We start from the raw sequence: 16836 nt of genomic DNA, 5'->3' as shown, positions 1-16836 counted from the left end.
GTTGCAAGAAAGAGCTACACCAAAACAGCCTAATATTGTGGATACAAAAAACTCCTCAAATCTGAGGAGTTTTTATAATTTAGTTTTTTGTTATTTATTTTTAATAATACTATAAAATATTATTGTCAAAAGCATATTTTATCAAGCCTAATGAACTTCTGACACCCGTTTTCTCTATAAGATTTCTACGATAAGTATCTACTGTGCTGACAGCGATATTTAGTTTTTGAGCGATTTCTCCCGAAGTATGGTCTTCCGATAATAATTTTAGTACTTGTAATTCTCGCCTGGTAAGATGTACCGTTTTCGGTTCAGGCATTTTGTTTGCTGTAATATAATTCCCCAGTACATCACCTTTAAGATATTCATTACCAGACATTATAGTTTCTAACGCTTCTACAAATTCTTCTTTACCTCTATTTTTCAAAATATAACCATTTGCTCCAGCGTCCATTAATTCCTTAATAATAGTTCCTTCATCGTGCATTGTTAAGATTAAGGTTTTAGCTCTAGTTGCTAGATTTTGCATTTCTTTTAATACTTCAAAACCATTTTTCAGAGGCATATCAATATCTAATACAGCAATGTCTACCTCATTTTCATGCGCTTTAAGTAATTGTAATGCTTCCTCTCCATTAGATGCTTCTCCAATGATTTTTATATGTGTATGTTTTTTTAATAAAGATTGTAAACCTTCGATGAACATTTTATGATCATCGGCTATTATGATACGTATTTGTGTTTTTTCTTTCATCTTATGTATTGTTTAAGTAGGTATATCAATTGTAACTGTTGTGCCATTTCCTTTTCCTGAATCTATAAGGCAACTTCCTTTCATATTTATCACTCTTGATTGTATGGTTTTAAGTCCTATGCCTTCATGCAATTTGTCTACCTCAAAACCGATTCCATCATCCTCTACAATAATGTTGACACCTTGCTCTAATTTTAATATTTGAATATCTACCCGCGAAGCTTGTGCATGTTTTATGATATTATTTAAAAGTTCTTGTATGATACGGTAAATTTGTATTTCCATAGTATTTACAAGTCTATTATCTAACTTATGATAGGAAAGTTCTATGTATATTTTATTTTGATTTTGTTTAGAATATACATTCTCTAAAGTTTGCTTGAGTTCTTTTAATGCTGGAATTAATCCAAATTTTGACAATGTTCCAGATATCATATTATGAGAAATCTCTCTAACTGATTTACAAGCTTCATCTAATAATTGATTGGCTTTTTCATACTGTGTTTTTGCTTCATCATCTATGCTTTCTAAATTGTCTTCTACTGATTGATAATGAATTTTCACTAATGATAATTTACTTCCCAAATTATCATGCAAATCTTGTGCAATTCGTTTTCGTTCTTCTTCTTGTCCGCTAATCATAGCGTTGATAGCGTTCATTTCTTGTATTTTTATTAACTCCTGTATTTGTTGTTCTTGTCTCTCTTTTTCATGAGTTACAATAAGTTTCTGTTGTTCCAAATCTGCTTCTGCCAATACACGTTTTTGTCTTTGTTTTCTCGCTTTCGTGATGAAAAAAAATAATGCTGTTAAAAGAAATAATGCTACTAATAAGCCTATTGTATACAGCTTTAACTTTTCTTCTCGATTCTTTATTATTGCCTTTTCACTTTTTATAGTGATTAACTTTTTCTCATTATTTATAGAAGCGATTTGTGACTGATCTGATTGTTTTATTTTTTTAAATTCATCACTTCGTACTGTGTAAGCTGAATCCTTGTATTTTAATGCTTTATGATGATTTTTCAACTCCTCAAAAACATTGGACATTGATTCGTAAGTTTTTGCTAACATCGAAGAATCTTTCACACGATTCTGCAATATCAAACTCTGATTAAAATATGATAATGCTTTTTCATATTCTTTATAATCAGTATATACATTCCCAATATTATTATAATATACTAATAACTTTTCCTTATCATTTTTTTCTAAAAAAAATGCTTCCGCTTTTTTATAATGATAGCTAGCAGAATCTTTTTGTCCTAGTTTACTATATAACGTTCCAAAGTTAAAATGAAAAGCACCTTTATCTCCTAGTTTTGGGTATTTTTGAAAAAAACTTAAAGCTTTATGAAAAGTTTCTTTTGATTTGATATCTTCATTTAAATAATCATAAGTGTTTGCAATGTCTACTAAAATATTAGCTATCTCTTTATTTTTTTTCTTTTCAGTATATATTTTTTCTGCTTTTCGATAGTTTTCCTGTGCACTTTCATAGTTTCTAAGATCTTTATAAATATCTCCTAAATTCCGATATGATTTAGCTATCAAATTCGATTTATCAGCTATGACACTATACTTTAATTGCTTTTCATAATAGACACGTGATTTTTCGTAAATCTCTTGCTTTTTATATACTCTTCCTATATTTCCAGAAACTATAGCCGCTTGTTCATATTCTTTATTATTCACAAAAACATCTAAACTAAATAAGAAATAATCTAACGCTTTTACATATTTTCTTTCCCGTTTATAAATTATTGCTAATTCATTTTTTGCTCTAGCTATATTATACATATTATTATTATGAACATCTAGCGTTAATGCCTTTGAATAATAAACTTTGGAAGCTTCTAAATCTCCTTGTTTTTTTACTATACGTCCTAAACGATTGTATGCATCTGAAGTTCCTTTGTAATAATTTTGTTGTTCACTTAGTTTGATTGCTTCTAAAGCATAATTTATCCCTGTAGAATCTTTTAATTCCCATGCTAACTCATTGAGTGCATCAATTTTTTCAATTCCATTTTGCTTCGTTATAATATTTAGTAAACTGTCAAGTTTCTTATTTTTTTGAGCAAAAGAATATGATATTCCAAGGAGCCATAACACACTAAAAAGATATAAAGTGTAATTTTTCATCTATTTGTTTTCATGCTATTAATTTCATTCTGTAATAAATTGGGGATTCAATGCAATCTAAAAAAGGCTTTTACTTTTCTTAATAAAGATATGCAAAGCCTTTCTTTTTGTGAAATTTTCTTACAAATTAATCATACGGTTTAATTTCTCCTTCTTCTTCTTCTTCTTCACCCGTTTCAACTGATCCGTCTCCTTCATCTGGCTTTGATGTTTCGCCTGGGTCGTCAGTTAAACAGTACATGCTTACAAGTTCGTTTTCAAAATCAAATTCATTTGTAGTTTTTACTTTCATAATTTCAATATTTTATGTTGAGTTACAAATGTCTATCTATTACGAAGAACAATCAATCGTAAATATTTGGTGTATGTATACTCCTTAAAATTGTGGATAAACAATTATTTTATGATATTTTGAATCACTTAAAAACTGAATAAAACTAAAATTATATATTCAAGAATTATTACGGCTTTCCGTATTTATACAATTTTATAGAAAATATAATACTAAATAATTTTGAAGAACAACCTTCTATTACTGAATTATAAGAACGACTGTATATAATCGAAGGAAGTATTTATACTATACTTAGTGACGCAAACTAAAAAACGGTACTACATTCCTTTTCCCATAAAACATTATTTGTTAGCAATTTATAAACATGCACAGTAATATATCACATATACTACGACACAGTTTTACAGCGCATTTATTAGAGAAAAGTATAAGTTTACGATACATTCAATATATATTGGGACACCAAAATTCGAAAACCACTGAAATTTACACTCATATTAAGTATAATAGTATTGAAAACATTAAAAATCCACTAGATGATTTTTATTTTAGTTAGAATTCTGTTAGCTTTAAAAAACCGAATCAATGAAGTAAAAAAAGATAGTTTGGTAATAAGAGAAATAACAGGAATTCCTGTTATACATACGTTAGGTAACATATGAAAAACTGCCTCATTTGCAACAAAAATCCAGCTGATAAAACAGGTTCTCACATAATTCCTCATTTTTTATTAAAGCGAATTGACAATGAAGATGGTTCAACAAAAAGAGACAAAGAAATGGGATTCCTATTATCTGAATTTCATCCTTCATCATATTTTGGTAGAGCAACAAAACCAGAAACCTTAGAAAAAGTTTACGGAGAAGAAGTTACTGAAGAAAGAATTGCGAATAATAAAATTCCTTTAGTTGAGGATAACATATTTTGTAGTGATTGTGAAAAAAGACTTGGCGAAATTGAAAGTCAATACTCTGAAACAATCAAGCACAAATGTAAACCGAATAATAATTATCAAAATTTAGAAGATTCATTTTTAGCATTTATATTTTGGACTTCAATTGTTTGGAGACTTTCGATTGCACAAAAAAGTGGATTTAAACTCAATATATCTGATGAGGAAAGATTACAAATGATTTTGTCCCAATTTCTATCAATCAAGAATTACGATTTAGATGATTTAAAGAAAGGAGGAATTTTAGAAAACATAACATACAAGGCTTTAAGGTCAATAGATTATTCTGACGGTAAATCAACTGTTCTCTTTTGTCATCCTGATATTCAAAACCCTTATTTCTTTGTTATTGATGAATTTATTTTAACTTTTTCAATTGAAAAATCTATTAGTCAAACAGGATTTGAATCTATTGATGATGAATTCAGCAATTGCGAAATTAATTCTGCTTTTAGTGGCGAATTTATTAGAAGTGTAGAACCAAAAATAATTGACGGAATTCAAGAGTATTTTTATTCTGAATTATCAAAACGTTATCTTCTGAACTTAAGCAAAGAAATTGATATTATTCATCAACGACTTGGAGGACGAGGACTGTTATCAATGTCAATTAAAGAAGAAATTGCTAAAAGAATAATAAACGATGATGAACAACCAAGTGGAGTTAAATACACATTAAAGCATAAAGCTCGAATAATATTTGAAGTCCTGAAAAAATACGGTGGCTAACTTAAGACGTATATAGCTCATAGCTAATTAGTCGCTTCAACAAAGTTAAGACTCATTTGGAAAGTCGCCAAATTTTTAAATTTGACGACTTTCCAAGTAAAAATAAATAGTGAAATTTAAAAATCTGGCTTGTGATTAATCCGAAATTATTTTTTTAATTTACACGCTACAAGCCATATACAAAACCGTTAGCAAACATTAAAAAGAAACTAAATGAAAGTATTTTTAACAATATTCATTACTCTTCAAATAATTTATAATACACAAGCTCAATGTACTGACTTATTTTTTTCTGAATATATTGAAGGAAGTAGTTTTAATAAAGCTCTTGAAATTTATAATCCTACAGAAAATACAATTGATTTATCGGACTATGTTGTTTATCTAAATATTAATGGCTCATTGACGCCCACAGATAATCTATTTCTACAAGGCTCTCTACTTTCAAAAGATGTTTATGTAATTGCTAACCCTTCAGCTACAGTTCAAATTACGGCTGTTGCAGATACACTTCATTCAATCACTTCTTATAATGGTGATGATGCTATATGGCTAAAGAAAATATCAACAATGGACACACTTGATATTATAGGTGAAATAGGTGTTGACCCAGGTAGTGGATGGTCTGTTGGCTCAGGTGCCACGAACAATTTTACATTAATAAGAATGCCTGAAATTCAAAAAGGTCAAAAAGATTGGCCACTAGGAACAACAGAATGGGACGTTTTTCCAATTAACATGACAGATTCATTATCGTCTCATAATATGAGTCCATGTGTGACACTTGGAATACATGAAAATAATTTTACAAATAAAAATTTGAGTGTTTATCCAAATCCATCAAGTGGAAATATTACCATTAAACTAGATAAACCATATGAAGTTAAAATTCATATTTTCGACATAATGGGTCGCCAAGTTTATAATAACAATTACCAATTTCAGCAAAATATTGATTTGACCCTTAATGAAAAAAAAGGAATTTATTTTATAGAGGCAATATTTGACAAAAAAAGAATTATTACAAAACTTATATTGAGATAACGATTTGCTACCTTAAGGCGTATAAAAATAATGTATGACTAATAAGTTTAAACAAATCCTACTCTTCGAAAAACCATTATTCTCATGGTACCAATTATCCTTACCTATAAAAGAAGAACTAGATTTACCTTCAGAATCTTGCTTTGCATATATTTTAGAAGGCAATAATCAAGATATAACGGGTTCAGGTTTTTTAGCTAAAAAAGGAACGGTCATACTTTCTTTATGCGGAAAAACAGTTGGACATTCCCTTTCAAAAAGAGAAACAGGTTTTTTAAGTACAATTATGGTCCATTTCGATAGAAATGTATTAAAAAAAGTATTCAATAATCAAAAACCTAAATTTTGGAAAGAACTAGCACATCCATTAAAAAAAGACATTTTTCAACAAGATGCTTCGGCTTTGGTGAGTTCCTATTTTGTAAGCGTTACTAAATTCTTCGATCACAAAAATGCACTTAACGAAGATATTTTGTCGGTAAAGTTAAAGGAGATTGTTTTATTACTTCTACAAACTCAGGAGTCTTCACATTTGAACGCTATTACAAGAAGATTATTTTCGGATAAGATTTTTTCGTTTGAAGAAATTATTGATGCAAATTTATATGAGCCATTAAACCTACCTCGTTTAGCAGCTATGTCTAACAATAGTCTTTCTTCCTTTAAAAGAAAATTTAATAAAATATACGATAATTCTCCTGCAAACTACATACGACAGAAAAAATTAGAAAGAGGAAAAAAATTACTCACTCATTCTCAATATTCAATAAGCGAAATTTGCTACGAATGTGGTTTTTCTAATCCCTCAAGTTTTGCTAGAATGTTCAAAGCTGCATATAATATTTCACCCTCAGAATATAGATTGGGCCAAAATGCACAATAATTGACCCTTAATAAACAATGGAAATTCAGAATACTTCCGAGTTTTGCAAACCTATTCAATTGAATCAAACAATCTAATTTTTTTCTTTTGATTTTTCAGTCTGTTTATTTTTTAATAAGTAACAACAATTTAAACAATTAGTGATGAATCGTAACCTACAAATTTTTCTCAAAATGCTTATGCAACCTATCCTATTCTAGGCAACGGCAAGAATACAAATAGAGTGCAATACACACAATTTAAGCTTATTGTGAAAAATTTAAATATTTTGAACACTATAAGTTATAAGGGAAAGTATCACTCAAAAGAAAGCAAAAAAAAGTCAAAACCCATAGTATTGAAATATAATTTGAAAAACTATAATCAGTAAATAACGAAAAATAGCACATAAAATGAATAAATCGAAAGAGTTTTGGGATAAGGCTTCAAAAAATTATGATAAAACAGAAGAGCGTTTTGAGTATATTCATAATAAATCTAGAGAAAACACTAAAAAGTATCTTAAGGATAGTAATATTGTTCTAGATTATGGATGTGGAACTGGCACAGCATCCATAGAACTTGCCAGTCTAGTGAAAGAGATTCATGCTATTGATATATCATCTAAAATGATTGAGATAGCAAAAGAAAAAGCAGTTGCTAACAAAGTTAAAAATGTAAATTTCGTACAAGCAGATATTTTTGACAATGAATATAAAAAAGAGTCTTTTGATACAATTATTGCTTTCAACATGTTGCACACAATATCAGATCCCCAAAATGTCGTAAAAAGAATATATGAATTATTAAAGCCTGATGGTTTATTTATTTCTGTAACGCCTTGCTTAGCAGGTAAATTGTCATTTTTAGTTGGTTTACAAATTCGACTTGTTCAACTATTGTGTAAAATTGGAATAATTCCAATTCCTATAAGAAGACTCAAAAGTTCTGATTTAGATGATTTAATCACGAATGGAAATTTTCAGACTGTTGATTCCGAGAAGATTTATAAAGGAGCATCTAGTTATTTTGTCGTAGCGAAGAAAAAAAGCAATATATAATAGCAGCAAAACCGAAAGGTGCTAACTTAAGAAATGTATAATTTATACCAAACGTACACCATACATAGAATCGTTAAATATTCAAACAAACGAACTAAAAAAGCGAACCGAAATTCGCTTTTCAAAAAATTCTTATCCTTTACAAATACCAATTGGTTGGCAAGATATTGTTGGACATGTATTTGTTGGGTTGCATCCATTATTCGTTGGAGTACATCCAATGTTTGTAGGGCATCCATTAGTACATCCATCTGTTTCGCATCCTTGTGTCTCAGCACAAATCCCTAAAGGCTGACATGAAATGCTTAAAAAAGTTCCTCCTTTTACAGTAGAGCTGTTAAAGTTTGAAACCATTTTCTTGTTCAAATTCAATGATTTAAGATTCTTTTTTTTCATGGTATATAATTTTAAAAGTTATAATCTCAAATTTAGATATTTCACCTTTTTAATAAAATTAAAGCTTCTCGGTATTTATAAATTGTAAGGATGATTGTTTATAGAAGCATCGATTATTTTAGGAAAAACATAATAAAAGAGGGCTTTTTTTTAATATTCCTAAAATTTTAGAGATTTTTTTTTAAAACATACAATGTATAACTATAATTTGTAGGTTTGTACCAATGAATACACAATATAAAATATACAATACGATACCCACTCTGCGCTTACGCAGTCGCCGCTGCTAATTCTATAACCTATCTAGCATCAGTATTATATAATTTTATTCTTCATTTCTTGTATCATTTAATATCCATAACATTTTATCAACCTGTAGTTATTTCTTCAAATAACAGCATTCCCGTACGCCGCTTTTTTATCCGTCGCCCGTAAGGGTACATTTCTATTTTGGGAACTTAGGTGAGTCCGGTTCTTTCTTTTCAACATACATCAAATAAAATTTTAATCATTTTTAATTCAATACAATGGAAATTGTCATTGCTAACAATTCGCATATTGTTTATGCTGAAACAATTTGTGAAACCATTTTACAAGCTGCTCAAGTTAGAGGAACCGGAATTGCCAAGCGAGAGCCAGCATACATCATCTCCAAAATGGAACAAGGAAATGCTGTAATTGCTTTAGATGGTAAAAAATTCGTGGGCTTTTGCTACATCGAAGCCTGGAGTCATGGAAAGTTTGTAGCAAATTCTGGACTTATTGTACATCCTGATTATAGAGGAAAAGGCATTGCTAAACTCATTAAAAAGAAAGTTTTTGAACACTCAAGAAATAAGTTTCCTACTGCAAAAGTATTTAGCATAACTACTGGATTAGCCGTTATGAAACTGAATAGTGAACTAGGCTATAAACCTGTTACATTTTCTGAATTAACAGAAGATCAATCGTTTTGGAATGGTTGCCAAACCTGCAAAAATTTTGATGTGTTAAAACGGACAGACCAAAAAATGTGTTTGTGTACAGGAATGCTTTATGATCCAAATACAGATAACTCAAAACAAGAAACCAAAGTAAAAGCAAAAGTCTTCAACAGATTAAAAAAAATTAAACAAGCCTTGTTTTTAAAAAAAGATAACAAATGAATACTTCAAAAAAATTAGTCCTTGCCTACAGTGGAGGTTTAGACACTTCCTATTGTGCTGTACACTTATCCAAAGAGAAAAACTTTGAAGTACACGCCGTTAGTATCAATACAGGCGGATTTACCAAAAAAGAAATACAAACTATTGAAACGAATGCTTATAAAATGGGCGCTTCAACCTATAAAAATATTGATGCTGTAACTACGTTCTACCAAAAAGTAGTCAAATATTTGATTTTTGGGAATGTACTAAAGAATAATTCATATCCATTATCAGTTAGCGCAGAACGTATTGTACAAGCCATTGAAATTATTCAATACGCAAAAAGTATCAATGCCAACTATATTGCACACGGAAGCACTGGAGCAGGAAACGATCAAGTACGATTTGATATGATTTTTCAAACATTGGCTCCTGAAATAGAAATCATTACACCAATAAGAGATCAAAAATTAACACGTCAAGAAGAAATAAATTATTTAAAAGCAAATGGCGTCAATCTGTCTTGGGAAAAAGCAAAATATTCTATCAACAAAGGTCTTTGGGGAACAAGTGTTGGAGGCGAAGAAACCTTAACATCTAAAAATCCACTACCTGAAAAAGCCTATCCATCACAATTGCAGAAGCAAAAACCTGAAAAAGTAAAACTTACTTTTCTAAAAGGAGAATTAATCGCTGTAAACGATCAAAAAAATGCTTCTGAAATCAACATTGAAACTTTAAACACCATGGTTTCAGCTTTTGCGATAGGAAGAGATATTCATGTAGGAGATACCATTGTTGGTATCAAAGGCAGAGTTGGTTTTGAAGCAGCGGCAGCAATTATATGTATAAAAGCACATCATTTATTAGAAAAGCATACGTTGACCAAATGGCAATTACAACACAAAGAATATCTCTCTAATTTTTATGGAATGCATTTGCATGAAGGACAATATTTAGATCCTGTAATGCGTGATATGGAGGCTTTTTTAGAAAATAGTCAAGCGAAGGTTTCTGGAGATGTTTTCATCACGCTCAAACCGTATCATTTTACATTGGATGGAATTGAATCTACACATGATTTAATGAATGCCAAATTTGGAAGCTATGGAGAAGTAAACTCCGATTGGACAGCTGATGAAGCCAAAGGATTTATCAAAATTATAGGAAATCAAAACAAAATATATCAACAAGTAAACTCAGAATCATGATACAAATAGGAATCATCGGTGGTGCTGGTTATACTGCTGGCGAATTAATTAGAATATTGTTGCATCATTCCAAAGTGAATATCAACTTTGTATACAGCACTTCGAATGCTGGAAACAAAATAAGTCATGTGCATCAAGATTTGGCAGGAACAACAAATTTGTTGTTTACCAATACAATCAATACGGATGTAGACATAGTTTTTCTGTGTTTAGGACATGGAAATTCGAAAGCATTTTTGACTAAAAACACCTTTTCAAAAAAGACTAAAATTATTGATTTAAGTACTGATTTTAGATTGAAAGACAATCAAGATTTTGGAGAGCTATCTTTTGTGTACGGATTGCCAGAATTACAAAAAGAAGCCATAAAAAAAGCACAATACATAGCGAATCCAGGTTGTTTTGCTACCGCGATTCAACTTGCAATATTGCCTTTGGCACATCATGGATTAATACAGAATGATGTTCATGTAAATGCTGTTACAGGTGCTACAGGCGCAGGAACTTCTTTGTCTAAAACAACGCATTTTACTTGGCGTGATAATAACTTTTCATACTACAAACCTTTTACACATCAACACTTAGGCGAAATGCATCAAACAGTACAACAATTACAACATGATTTTACTGCGGACATCAACTTTATGCCAAACAGAGGAAACTTTAGCAGAGGAATTTTTGCAACAGTATATACAAAGTTTGAAGGTAGTTTAGAAGCCGCAATCGAATTATATGAAAGTTTTTACAAAGAAGCCGCTTTTACTTTTATAAGTGATGCTCAAATACATTTGAAACAAGTTGTAAACACTAATAAATGTTTGCTACATCTTCATAAACATGAAAACAAATTACTAATCACAAGTTGTATTGATAATCTTTTAAAAGGAGCCTCTGGTCAGGCAATTCAGAATATGAATCTGCTATTTGGTTTTGAAGAAACCGAAGGATTACAACTAAAAGCTAACTTTTTTTAAATCGAACAAACTATGAGTTTATTTAATGTATATCCATTATTTGACATCACGCCAATTGCGGCAAAAGACGTATATGTATATGATAAAAATAATAAAAAACACCTTGATTTATATGGCGGTCATGCCGTAATTTCTATTGGACATTCGCATCCAAAATATGTTGCTGCAATTTCCAATCAAGTAAAGAAATTAGGTTTCTATAGCAATTCGATTCAAAATCCTTTGCAAAACCAATTAGCAGATAAGTTAACAAGTTTATCTCGTTGCAAAGGCTATCAATTGTTTTTATGTAATTCAGGTGCTGAAGCAAACGAAAATGCATTGAAACTCGCTTCGTTTCACACGCATAAAACAAACATACTAGCATTTAAAAATTCGTTTCACGGACGAACTTCTGCAGCAGTTGTAGCTACAGATAATGCGCGTATTGTAGCACCGATAAATGCACAACAAAAAGTAGATTTTGTCGATTTGGGAGATTTAGAAGCAGTGGAAACAGTTTTGAAAAAGGATAAAACCTGCGCGGTTATCATTGAATGTATTCAAGGCGTTGGCGGGTTGGACGAAAGTACAACTGCATTTTATCAAGGATTAGCCGTATTGTGCAAAACTTACAATACGTTATTAATTGCCGACGAAGTACAGGCTGGTTTTGGAAGAACAGGAGATTTCTTTTCATTTCAAAAGCATCATATCACACCAGATATTATTTCGATGGCAAAAGGAATGGGAAATGGATTTCCGGTTGGAGGAATTTTAATTCATCCAAAAATTAAGGCTTCTTTCGGCTTGTTAGGAACAACCTTTGGCGGAAATCATTTAGCATGCAGCGCTACATTGGCGGTATTGGAAGTGTTAGAAGCAGAACAATTGATGCAGAATGCAACTGAAGTTTCTGAATATTTTCTAGCGAAAGCAAACAAAATCCCCAAACTAAAAAACGTTAAAGGAAGAGGTTTGATGCTTGGATTGGAATTTGATTTTCCCATTGCAAAATTACGTAAAAAGCTAATTCATACACATCACATTTTTACAGGAAGTGCAAAAAATCCAAATCTATTGCGAATACTTCCACCATTAACAATTACAAAGCAACACATCGATCAATTTTTCAAAGCGTTAAAACAGGCATTAGCATGAAAAAATATACCAACATCTATGATATAGATAATATTCCCGAGATGATTCAGGAAGCAATTCAATTAAAAGAAAAACCATTCGCATATAAAAATTTGGGCACAAATAAAACCTTAGTAATGCTGTTTTTTAATGCCAGTTTGCGTACTCGATTGAGTACAGAAAAAGCAGCGAAAAATTTAGGAATGGAAGTGATGGTTTTGAATGTAAATGATGCTTGGGATTTGGAATTTGAAGATGGCACTATAATGAATTTCAATACATCCGAACATGTTAAAGAGGCTGCACAAGTGATTTCTCAATATAGTAATATTATTGCTGTGAGAGCTTTTCCTAGTCTAATTGATAAAGAAAAAGACGCATCAGAATTGATACTCAATAGCTTTATAAAATATGCTACAGTTCCTATTGTAAATATGGAAAGTGCAACCATGCATCCTTTACAATCTTTAGCGGATGCAATAACTATTGAGGAGTTAAAAATGACCAAGAAACCAAAAGTAGTTTTGTCATGGGCGCCACATCCGAAAGCATTGCCACAAGCGGTTGCGAATTCATTTGTAGCAATGATGAAAAATATTGATGTTGATTTTTCTATTACACATCCGAAAGGATATGAACTTAATCCTGAAATTACCATGAATGTTTCTATTCATTACAATCAAAAAGAGGCCCTAAAAGATGCAGACTTTGTGTATACAAAAAACTGGAGTAGTTATACTGATTATGGAAAAGTGATAAGCGAAGATATTGATTGGATGATGACTAAAGATAAACTAAACGGCGCAAAATTCATGCATTGTTTACCTGTGAGAAGAAACGTTGTCGTGGAAGATGCGGTGTTGGATAGTGAAGCTTCAGTAGTAATTCAACAAGCAAATAACAGAACCTATGCTGCGCAAATCGTATTAAAGAAAATCTTAGAAAATTTATAGTGATGCAAACATTAAAAATCATAAAAATTGGTGGAAATATAATTAATGATGAAAAGTCATTAGCTTTATTTTTAGATGGTTTTGCACAATTGGCATCTCCTAAGATTTTGGTGCATGGTGGTGGAAAATTGGCAACAGAACTTGCTTCGCAAATGAACGTAGGCGTAAAAATGATAGATGGAAGACGTATTACAAACTCAAATACATTAGACATCATTACGATGGTGTATGCAGGAAAAATTAATAAAAATATCGTCGCAAAATTACAAGCAAAAAATTGCAATACTATCGGTTTTTCAGGTGCTGACGGAAATACAATTCAGGCTGTAAAACGTCCTGTAAAAACTGTTGATTATGGTTTTGTGGGCGATATTAAGAAAGTAAATACAACAAGTATTCAAGTCTTATTAGATCATGATATTACTCCTGTTTTTTGTGCAATTACGCATGATGAAAATGGACAATTATTAAATACAAATGCAGATACGATTGCTTCAGCATTGGCCATTGCTTTTGCCAATACGTATGCTGTTGAATTGTACTATTGTTTTGAAAAAAATGGTGTCTTGCAAGATATCAATAATGAAGATTCAGTGATTGAAAATATCAATACAGAATCATATCAAACCTTATTAAAAAACGGAGTCATTTCAGATGGTATGTTGCCAAAACTCAACAATTGTTTTTATGCAATAGCACATCAAGTACAGAAAGTATGTATTGGTAAACCTGCCATGCTTTTCAATGAAACTCAAAAACACACAACCATACAAAAATGAACACTAAAGAATTAACAAACGAAGCCATTGTTTTATTGAAAAAACTCATAGAAACACCATCGTTTTCTTCTGAGGAAGATCGTACTGCAAAACACATAGAAAATTGGTTTACACAATATCAAATTCCTTATAAGAGAACAAAAAACAATATTTGGGCAACAAATTTACATTTTGATGAAAGCAAACCGACACTCTTATTAAATTCACATCACGATACGGTAAAACCGAATAATGGATATACCAAAAATCCGTTCAAAGCTATTGTTGAAGGTGGCAAATTATATGGCTTGGGAAGTAATGATGCTGGTGGTTGTTTAGTTTCATTGATAGCAACATTCACTTATTTTTATAGGCAATCGGACTTAAATTATAATCTTGTTATTGTCGCTTCCGCAGAAGAAGAGAGTAGTGGTGAAAATGGACTAAACAGCATGTTATCAATCATTCCAAAAATTGATATCGCTATTGTTGGCGAACCAACTCTGATGCAACTGGCTATTGCAGAAAAAGGCTTACTAGTATTTGATGCAGTTGTAAAAGGAACGCCAAGTCATGCAGCACATCCAAATACAGACAATGCTATTTATAACACAATTACTGCTTTAAAATGGTTTCAAGAATATATATTTGAGAAGACTTCTTCTGTTTTGGGAGCTGTAAAAATGACGGTAACTCAAATAAATGCAGGAAAGCAACACAACGCAGTTCCTGCTAATGTAAATTTGGTAGTAGATGTTCGTGTAAATGATGCCTATACAAACACTGAAATTGTTGAAATTCTTCAAAAAGAAGCACCTTGCGATCAAATTATTCCAAGGAGTTTACGCTTAAATTCTTCTTCAATTCCTTTGGATCATCCATTGGTGCAAGCTGGAATCGTTTTGGGAAGAGAAACATATGGTTCTCCTACCCTATCAGATCAGGCAGTATTGTCGTGTCCGTCTTTAAAATTAGGTCCTGGCGATAGTACACGTTCACATACTGCTGATGAATTTATCTATTTGAATGAAATAGAAGAAGGTGTTGCATTATACATTGACATATTAAAAGAGATATTATAAAATAATAGTATTGAGATGTGAGATTTTAGTATTGAGATTTTTCATGGAATACTTCTCAATACTCAATACTAACTGCTAAAATCTAAAAACATGAAACTTTGGGATAAAGGAATTACAATTGATAAAAAAATAGAAGAATTCACTGTTGGAAACGATAGAGAAATTGATATGCATATTGCAACGTATGATATACAAGCTTCCTTAGCGCATGCTAAAATGTTGAAAGAAATCAATATTATTTCTGCAGAAGAATTACAACAACTTGCAGCAGGATTGGAAGTGCTACAATTACAGCTAGACAGTAATACATTTGTAATAGAATCACAGTTTGAAGACGTACATTCAAAAATTGAATTTGAACTTACAAAAATGTATGGTGATGTTGGAAAAAAGATGCATACGGCACGTTCTAGAAACGATCAGGTTTTAGTGGCTCTACAATTGTTTTACAAGGATCATTTAAAAATCATAAAAGAGCATACACATATTTTTTTTAAAACACTTTTACAATTAGCGGATACACACAAAGAAGCATTATTACCGGGCTATACACATTTACAAGTAGCAATGCCTTCTTCTTTTGGCTTATGGTTTTCCGCATATGCAGAATTGTTAATTGATGATGTATATCTGTTAGATGCAGCATTACAAACAGTAGATCAAAATCCGTTAGGTTCAGCGGCAGGATATGGAAGTTCATTTCCTATCAATAGAACTTTAACCACACATGAATTAGGTTTTACAACCTTAAAATACAACGTAGTTGCTGCCCAAATGAGTCGTGGGAAAAGTGAACGAACCGTTGCAATGGCTTTTGGAAGTCTGTGCAATACATTATCACGATTCGCGATGGATATTTGTTTGTATATGAGTCAGAATTTTAATTTCATTTCGTTTCCCGATGCATTAACGACAGGAAGTAGTATTATGCCACATAAAAAAAATCCGGATGTCTTTGAGTTGATTCGTGGTAAGTGCAATAAGATTCAAGCATTGTACACAGAAATGCTTTTAATAACGAATAACTTACCTAGTGGATATCATAGAGATTATCAATTATTGAAAGAACATATGATTACTGCGTTTGAAGACGTAAAAGGTATTTTGGAAATATTTAATCATACGATTCAGCAAATACAAGTAAAAGAAATTGATTTGAACGATGAAAAATATCAATACCTTTTTACAGTTGATAGTATTAACAATTTAGTTGTGAAAGGAATTTCGTTTAGAGAAGCGTATCAAGAAATAGGAAAACAAGTCCAAGAAGGAACCTATACATCTGCCAATTCAAAAAAACACACACATGAAGGAAGTATTCATAATTTATGTTTAAATGAGATACGAGTTAAGTTTCCGCATTAAATAATTAAA

17 protein-coding genes are annotated in these 16836 nt (G+C 31.1%); 13 read left to right on the top strand and 4 right to left on the bottom strand.

Features of this window, described 5'->3' with window-relative positions; translation table 11 throughout:
* Positions 1–109: 109 nt before the first annotated feature.
* The 3 genes from Q0828_RS09010 to Q0828_RS09000 form a co-directional block, all read right to left on the bottom strand.
* A complete protein-coding gene (locus Q0828_RS09010; protein WP_298419769.1) occupies positions 110–754 on the bottom strand; it encodes a response regulator transcription factor in 645 nt (214 codons plus the stop codon).
* A gap of 12 nt (positions 755–766) precedes the next feature.
* A complete protein-coding gene (locus tag Q0828_RS09005) occupies positions 767–2899 on the bottom strand; it encodes a sensor histidine kinase (RefSeq protein ID WP_298419767.1) in 2133 nt (710 codons plus the stop codon).
* 127 nt (positions 2900–3026) lie between these two features.
* A complete protein-coding gene (locus tag Q0828_RS09000) occupies positions 3027–3191 on the bottom strand; it encodes a hypothetical protein (RefSeq protein WP_298419766.1) in 165 nt (54 codons plus the stop codon).
* A gap of 367 nt (positions 3192–3558) precedes the next feature.
* On the opposite strand from Q0828_RS09000, the gene Q0828_RS08995 reads away from it, so the two are divergent.
* The 5 genes from Q0828_RS08995 to Q0828_RS08975 all read left to right on the top strand — a co-directional run bounded on the left by Q0828_RS08995 (position 3559) and on the right by Q0828_RS08975 (position 7842).
* Positions 3559–3750, top strand: a complete 192-nt coding sequence (locus tag Q0828_RS08995; protein ID WP_366523573.1) for a tyrosine-type recombinase/integrase — start codon at positions 3559–3561, stop codon at positions 3748–3750.
* Positions 3751–3852: 102 nt separating this feature from the next.
* The gene (locus tag Q0828_RS08990; RefSeq protein WP_298419764.1) at positions 3853–4875 is read left to right on the top strand and encodes a hypothetical protein; all 1023 of its coding nucleotides are present in this window, start codon (positions 3853–3855) and stop codon (positions 4873–4875) included.
* 213 nt (positions 4876–5088) lie between these two features.
* On the top strand, positions 5089–5919 hold the full coding sequence (locus Q0828_RS08985) for a T9SS type A sorting domain-containing protein (protein ID WP_298419762.1): 831 nt from the start codon (positions 5089–5091) through the stop codon (positions 5917–5919).
* Between the two features lie 34 nt (positions 5920–5953).
* Complete coding sequence (locus Q0828_RS08980) at positions 5954–6802, top strand: AraC family transcriptional regulator (protein WP_298419760.1); 849 nt, start codon at positions 5954–5956, stop codon at positions 6800–6802.
* Positions 6803–7194: 392 nt separating this feature from the next.
* Positions 7195–7842 carry a class I SAM-dependent methyltransferase gene (locus Q0828_RS08975; protein WP_298419758.1) on the top strand — a complete coding sequence of 216 codons (648 nt, stop codon included), beginning with the start codon at positions 7195–7197 and terminating at the stop codon, positions 7840–7842.
* A 132-nt stretch (positions 7843–7974) separates the two neighbouring features.
* On the opposite strand, the gene Q0828_RS08970 is transcribed toward Q0828_RS08975, so the two are convergent.
* The gene (locus Q0828_RS08970; protein WP_298419755.1) at positions 7975–8238 is read right to left on the bottom strand and encodes a hypothetical protein; all 264 of its coding nucleotides are present in this window, start codon (positions 8236–8238) and stop codon (positions 7975–7977) included.
* 527 nt (positions 8239–8765) lie between these two features.
* Between Q0828_RS08970 and Q0828_RS08965 the strand changes: the two genes are divergently transcribed.
* The 8 genes from Q0828_RS08965 (at position 8766) to argH (ending at position 16827) form a co-directional block, all read left to right on the top strand.
* Positions 8766–9383 (top strand): GNAT family N-acetyltransferase, encoded by a 618-nt coding sequence (locus tag Q0828_RS08965; protein ID WP_298419753.1) that lies wholly within the window; start codon positions 8766–8768, stop codon positions 9381–9383.
* Positions 9380–10576, top strand: a complete 1197-nt coding sequence (locus Q0828_RS08960) for an argininosuccinate synthase domain-containing protein (RefSeq protein ID WP_298419750.1) — start codon at positions 9380–9382, stop codon at positions 10574–10576. The genes Q0828_RS08965 and Q0828_RS08960 overlap by 4 nt, the downstream gene beginning before the upstream one ends.
* Positions 10573–11550: an N-acetyl-gamma-glutamyl-phosphate reductase gene (gene argC, locus Q0828_RS08955; RefSeq protein WP_298419749.1), complete on the top strand. Its 978-nt coding sequence runs from the start codon at positions 10573–10575 to the stop codon at positions 11548–11550. The genes Q0828_RS08960 and argC overlap by 4 nt, the downstream gene beginning before the upstream one ends.
* A 12-nt stretch (positions 11551–11562) precedes the next feature.
* Positions 11563–12690, top strand: coding sequence for an aminotransferase class III-fold pyridoxal phosphate-dependent enzyme (locus Q0828_RS08950; protein ID WP_298419746.1), 1128 nt, complete (start codon positions 11563–11565; stop codon positions 12688–12690).
* On the top strand, positions 12687–13622 hold the full coding sequence (locus Q0828_RS08945) for an acetylornithine carbamoyltransferase (RefSeq protein ID WP_298419744.1): 936 nt from the start codon (positions 12687–12689) through the stop codon (positions 13620–13622). The genes Q0828_RS08950 and Q0828_RS08945 overlap by 4 nt, the downstream gene beginning before the upstream one ends.
* 2 nt (positions 13623–13624) lie before the next feature.
* A complete protein-coding gene (gene argB, locus Q0828_RS08940) occupies positions 13625–14401 on the top strand; it encodes an acetylglutamate kinase (protein WP_298419742.1) in 777 nt (258 codons plus the stop codon).
* Positions 14398–15462: a M20 family metallo-hydrolase gene (locus Q0828_RS08935; protein ID WP_298419740.1), complete on the top strand. Its 1065-nt coding sequence runs from the start codon at positions 14398–14400 to the stop codon at positions 15460–15462. The genes argB and Q0828_RS08935 overlap by 4 nt, the downstream gene beginning before the upstream one ends.
* Before the next feature lie 90 nt (positions 15463–15552).
* Positions 15553–16827: an argininosuccinate lyase gene (gene argH, locus Q0828_RS08930; RefSeq protein ID WP_298419738.1), complete on the top strand. Its 1275-nt coding sequence runs from the start codon at positions 15553–15555 to the stop codon at positions 16825–16827.
* The last annotated feature ends 9 nt before the right edge of the window (positions 16828–16836 follow it).

Source organism: uncultured Kordia sp., from assembly GCF_947496985.1.
Classification (GTDB): Bacteria; Bacteroidota; Bacteroidia; order Flavobacteriales; family Flavobacteriaceae; genus Kordia.
This window is presented reverse-complemented; position numbering and strand designations above follow the sequence as displayed.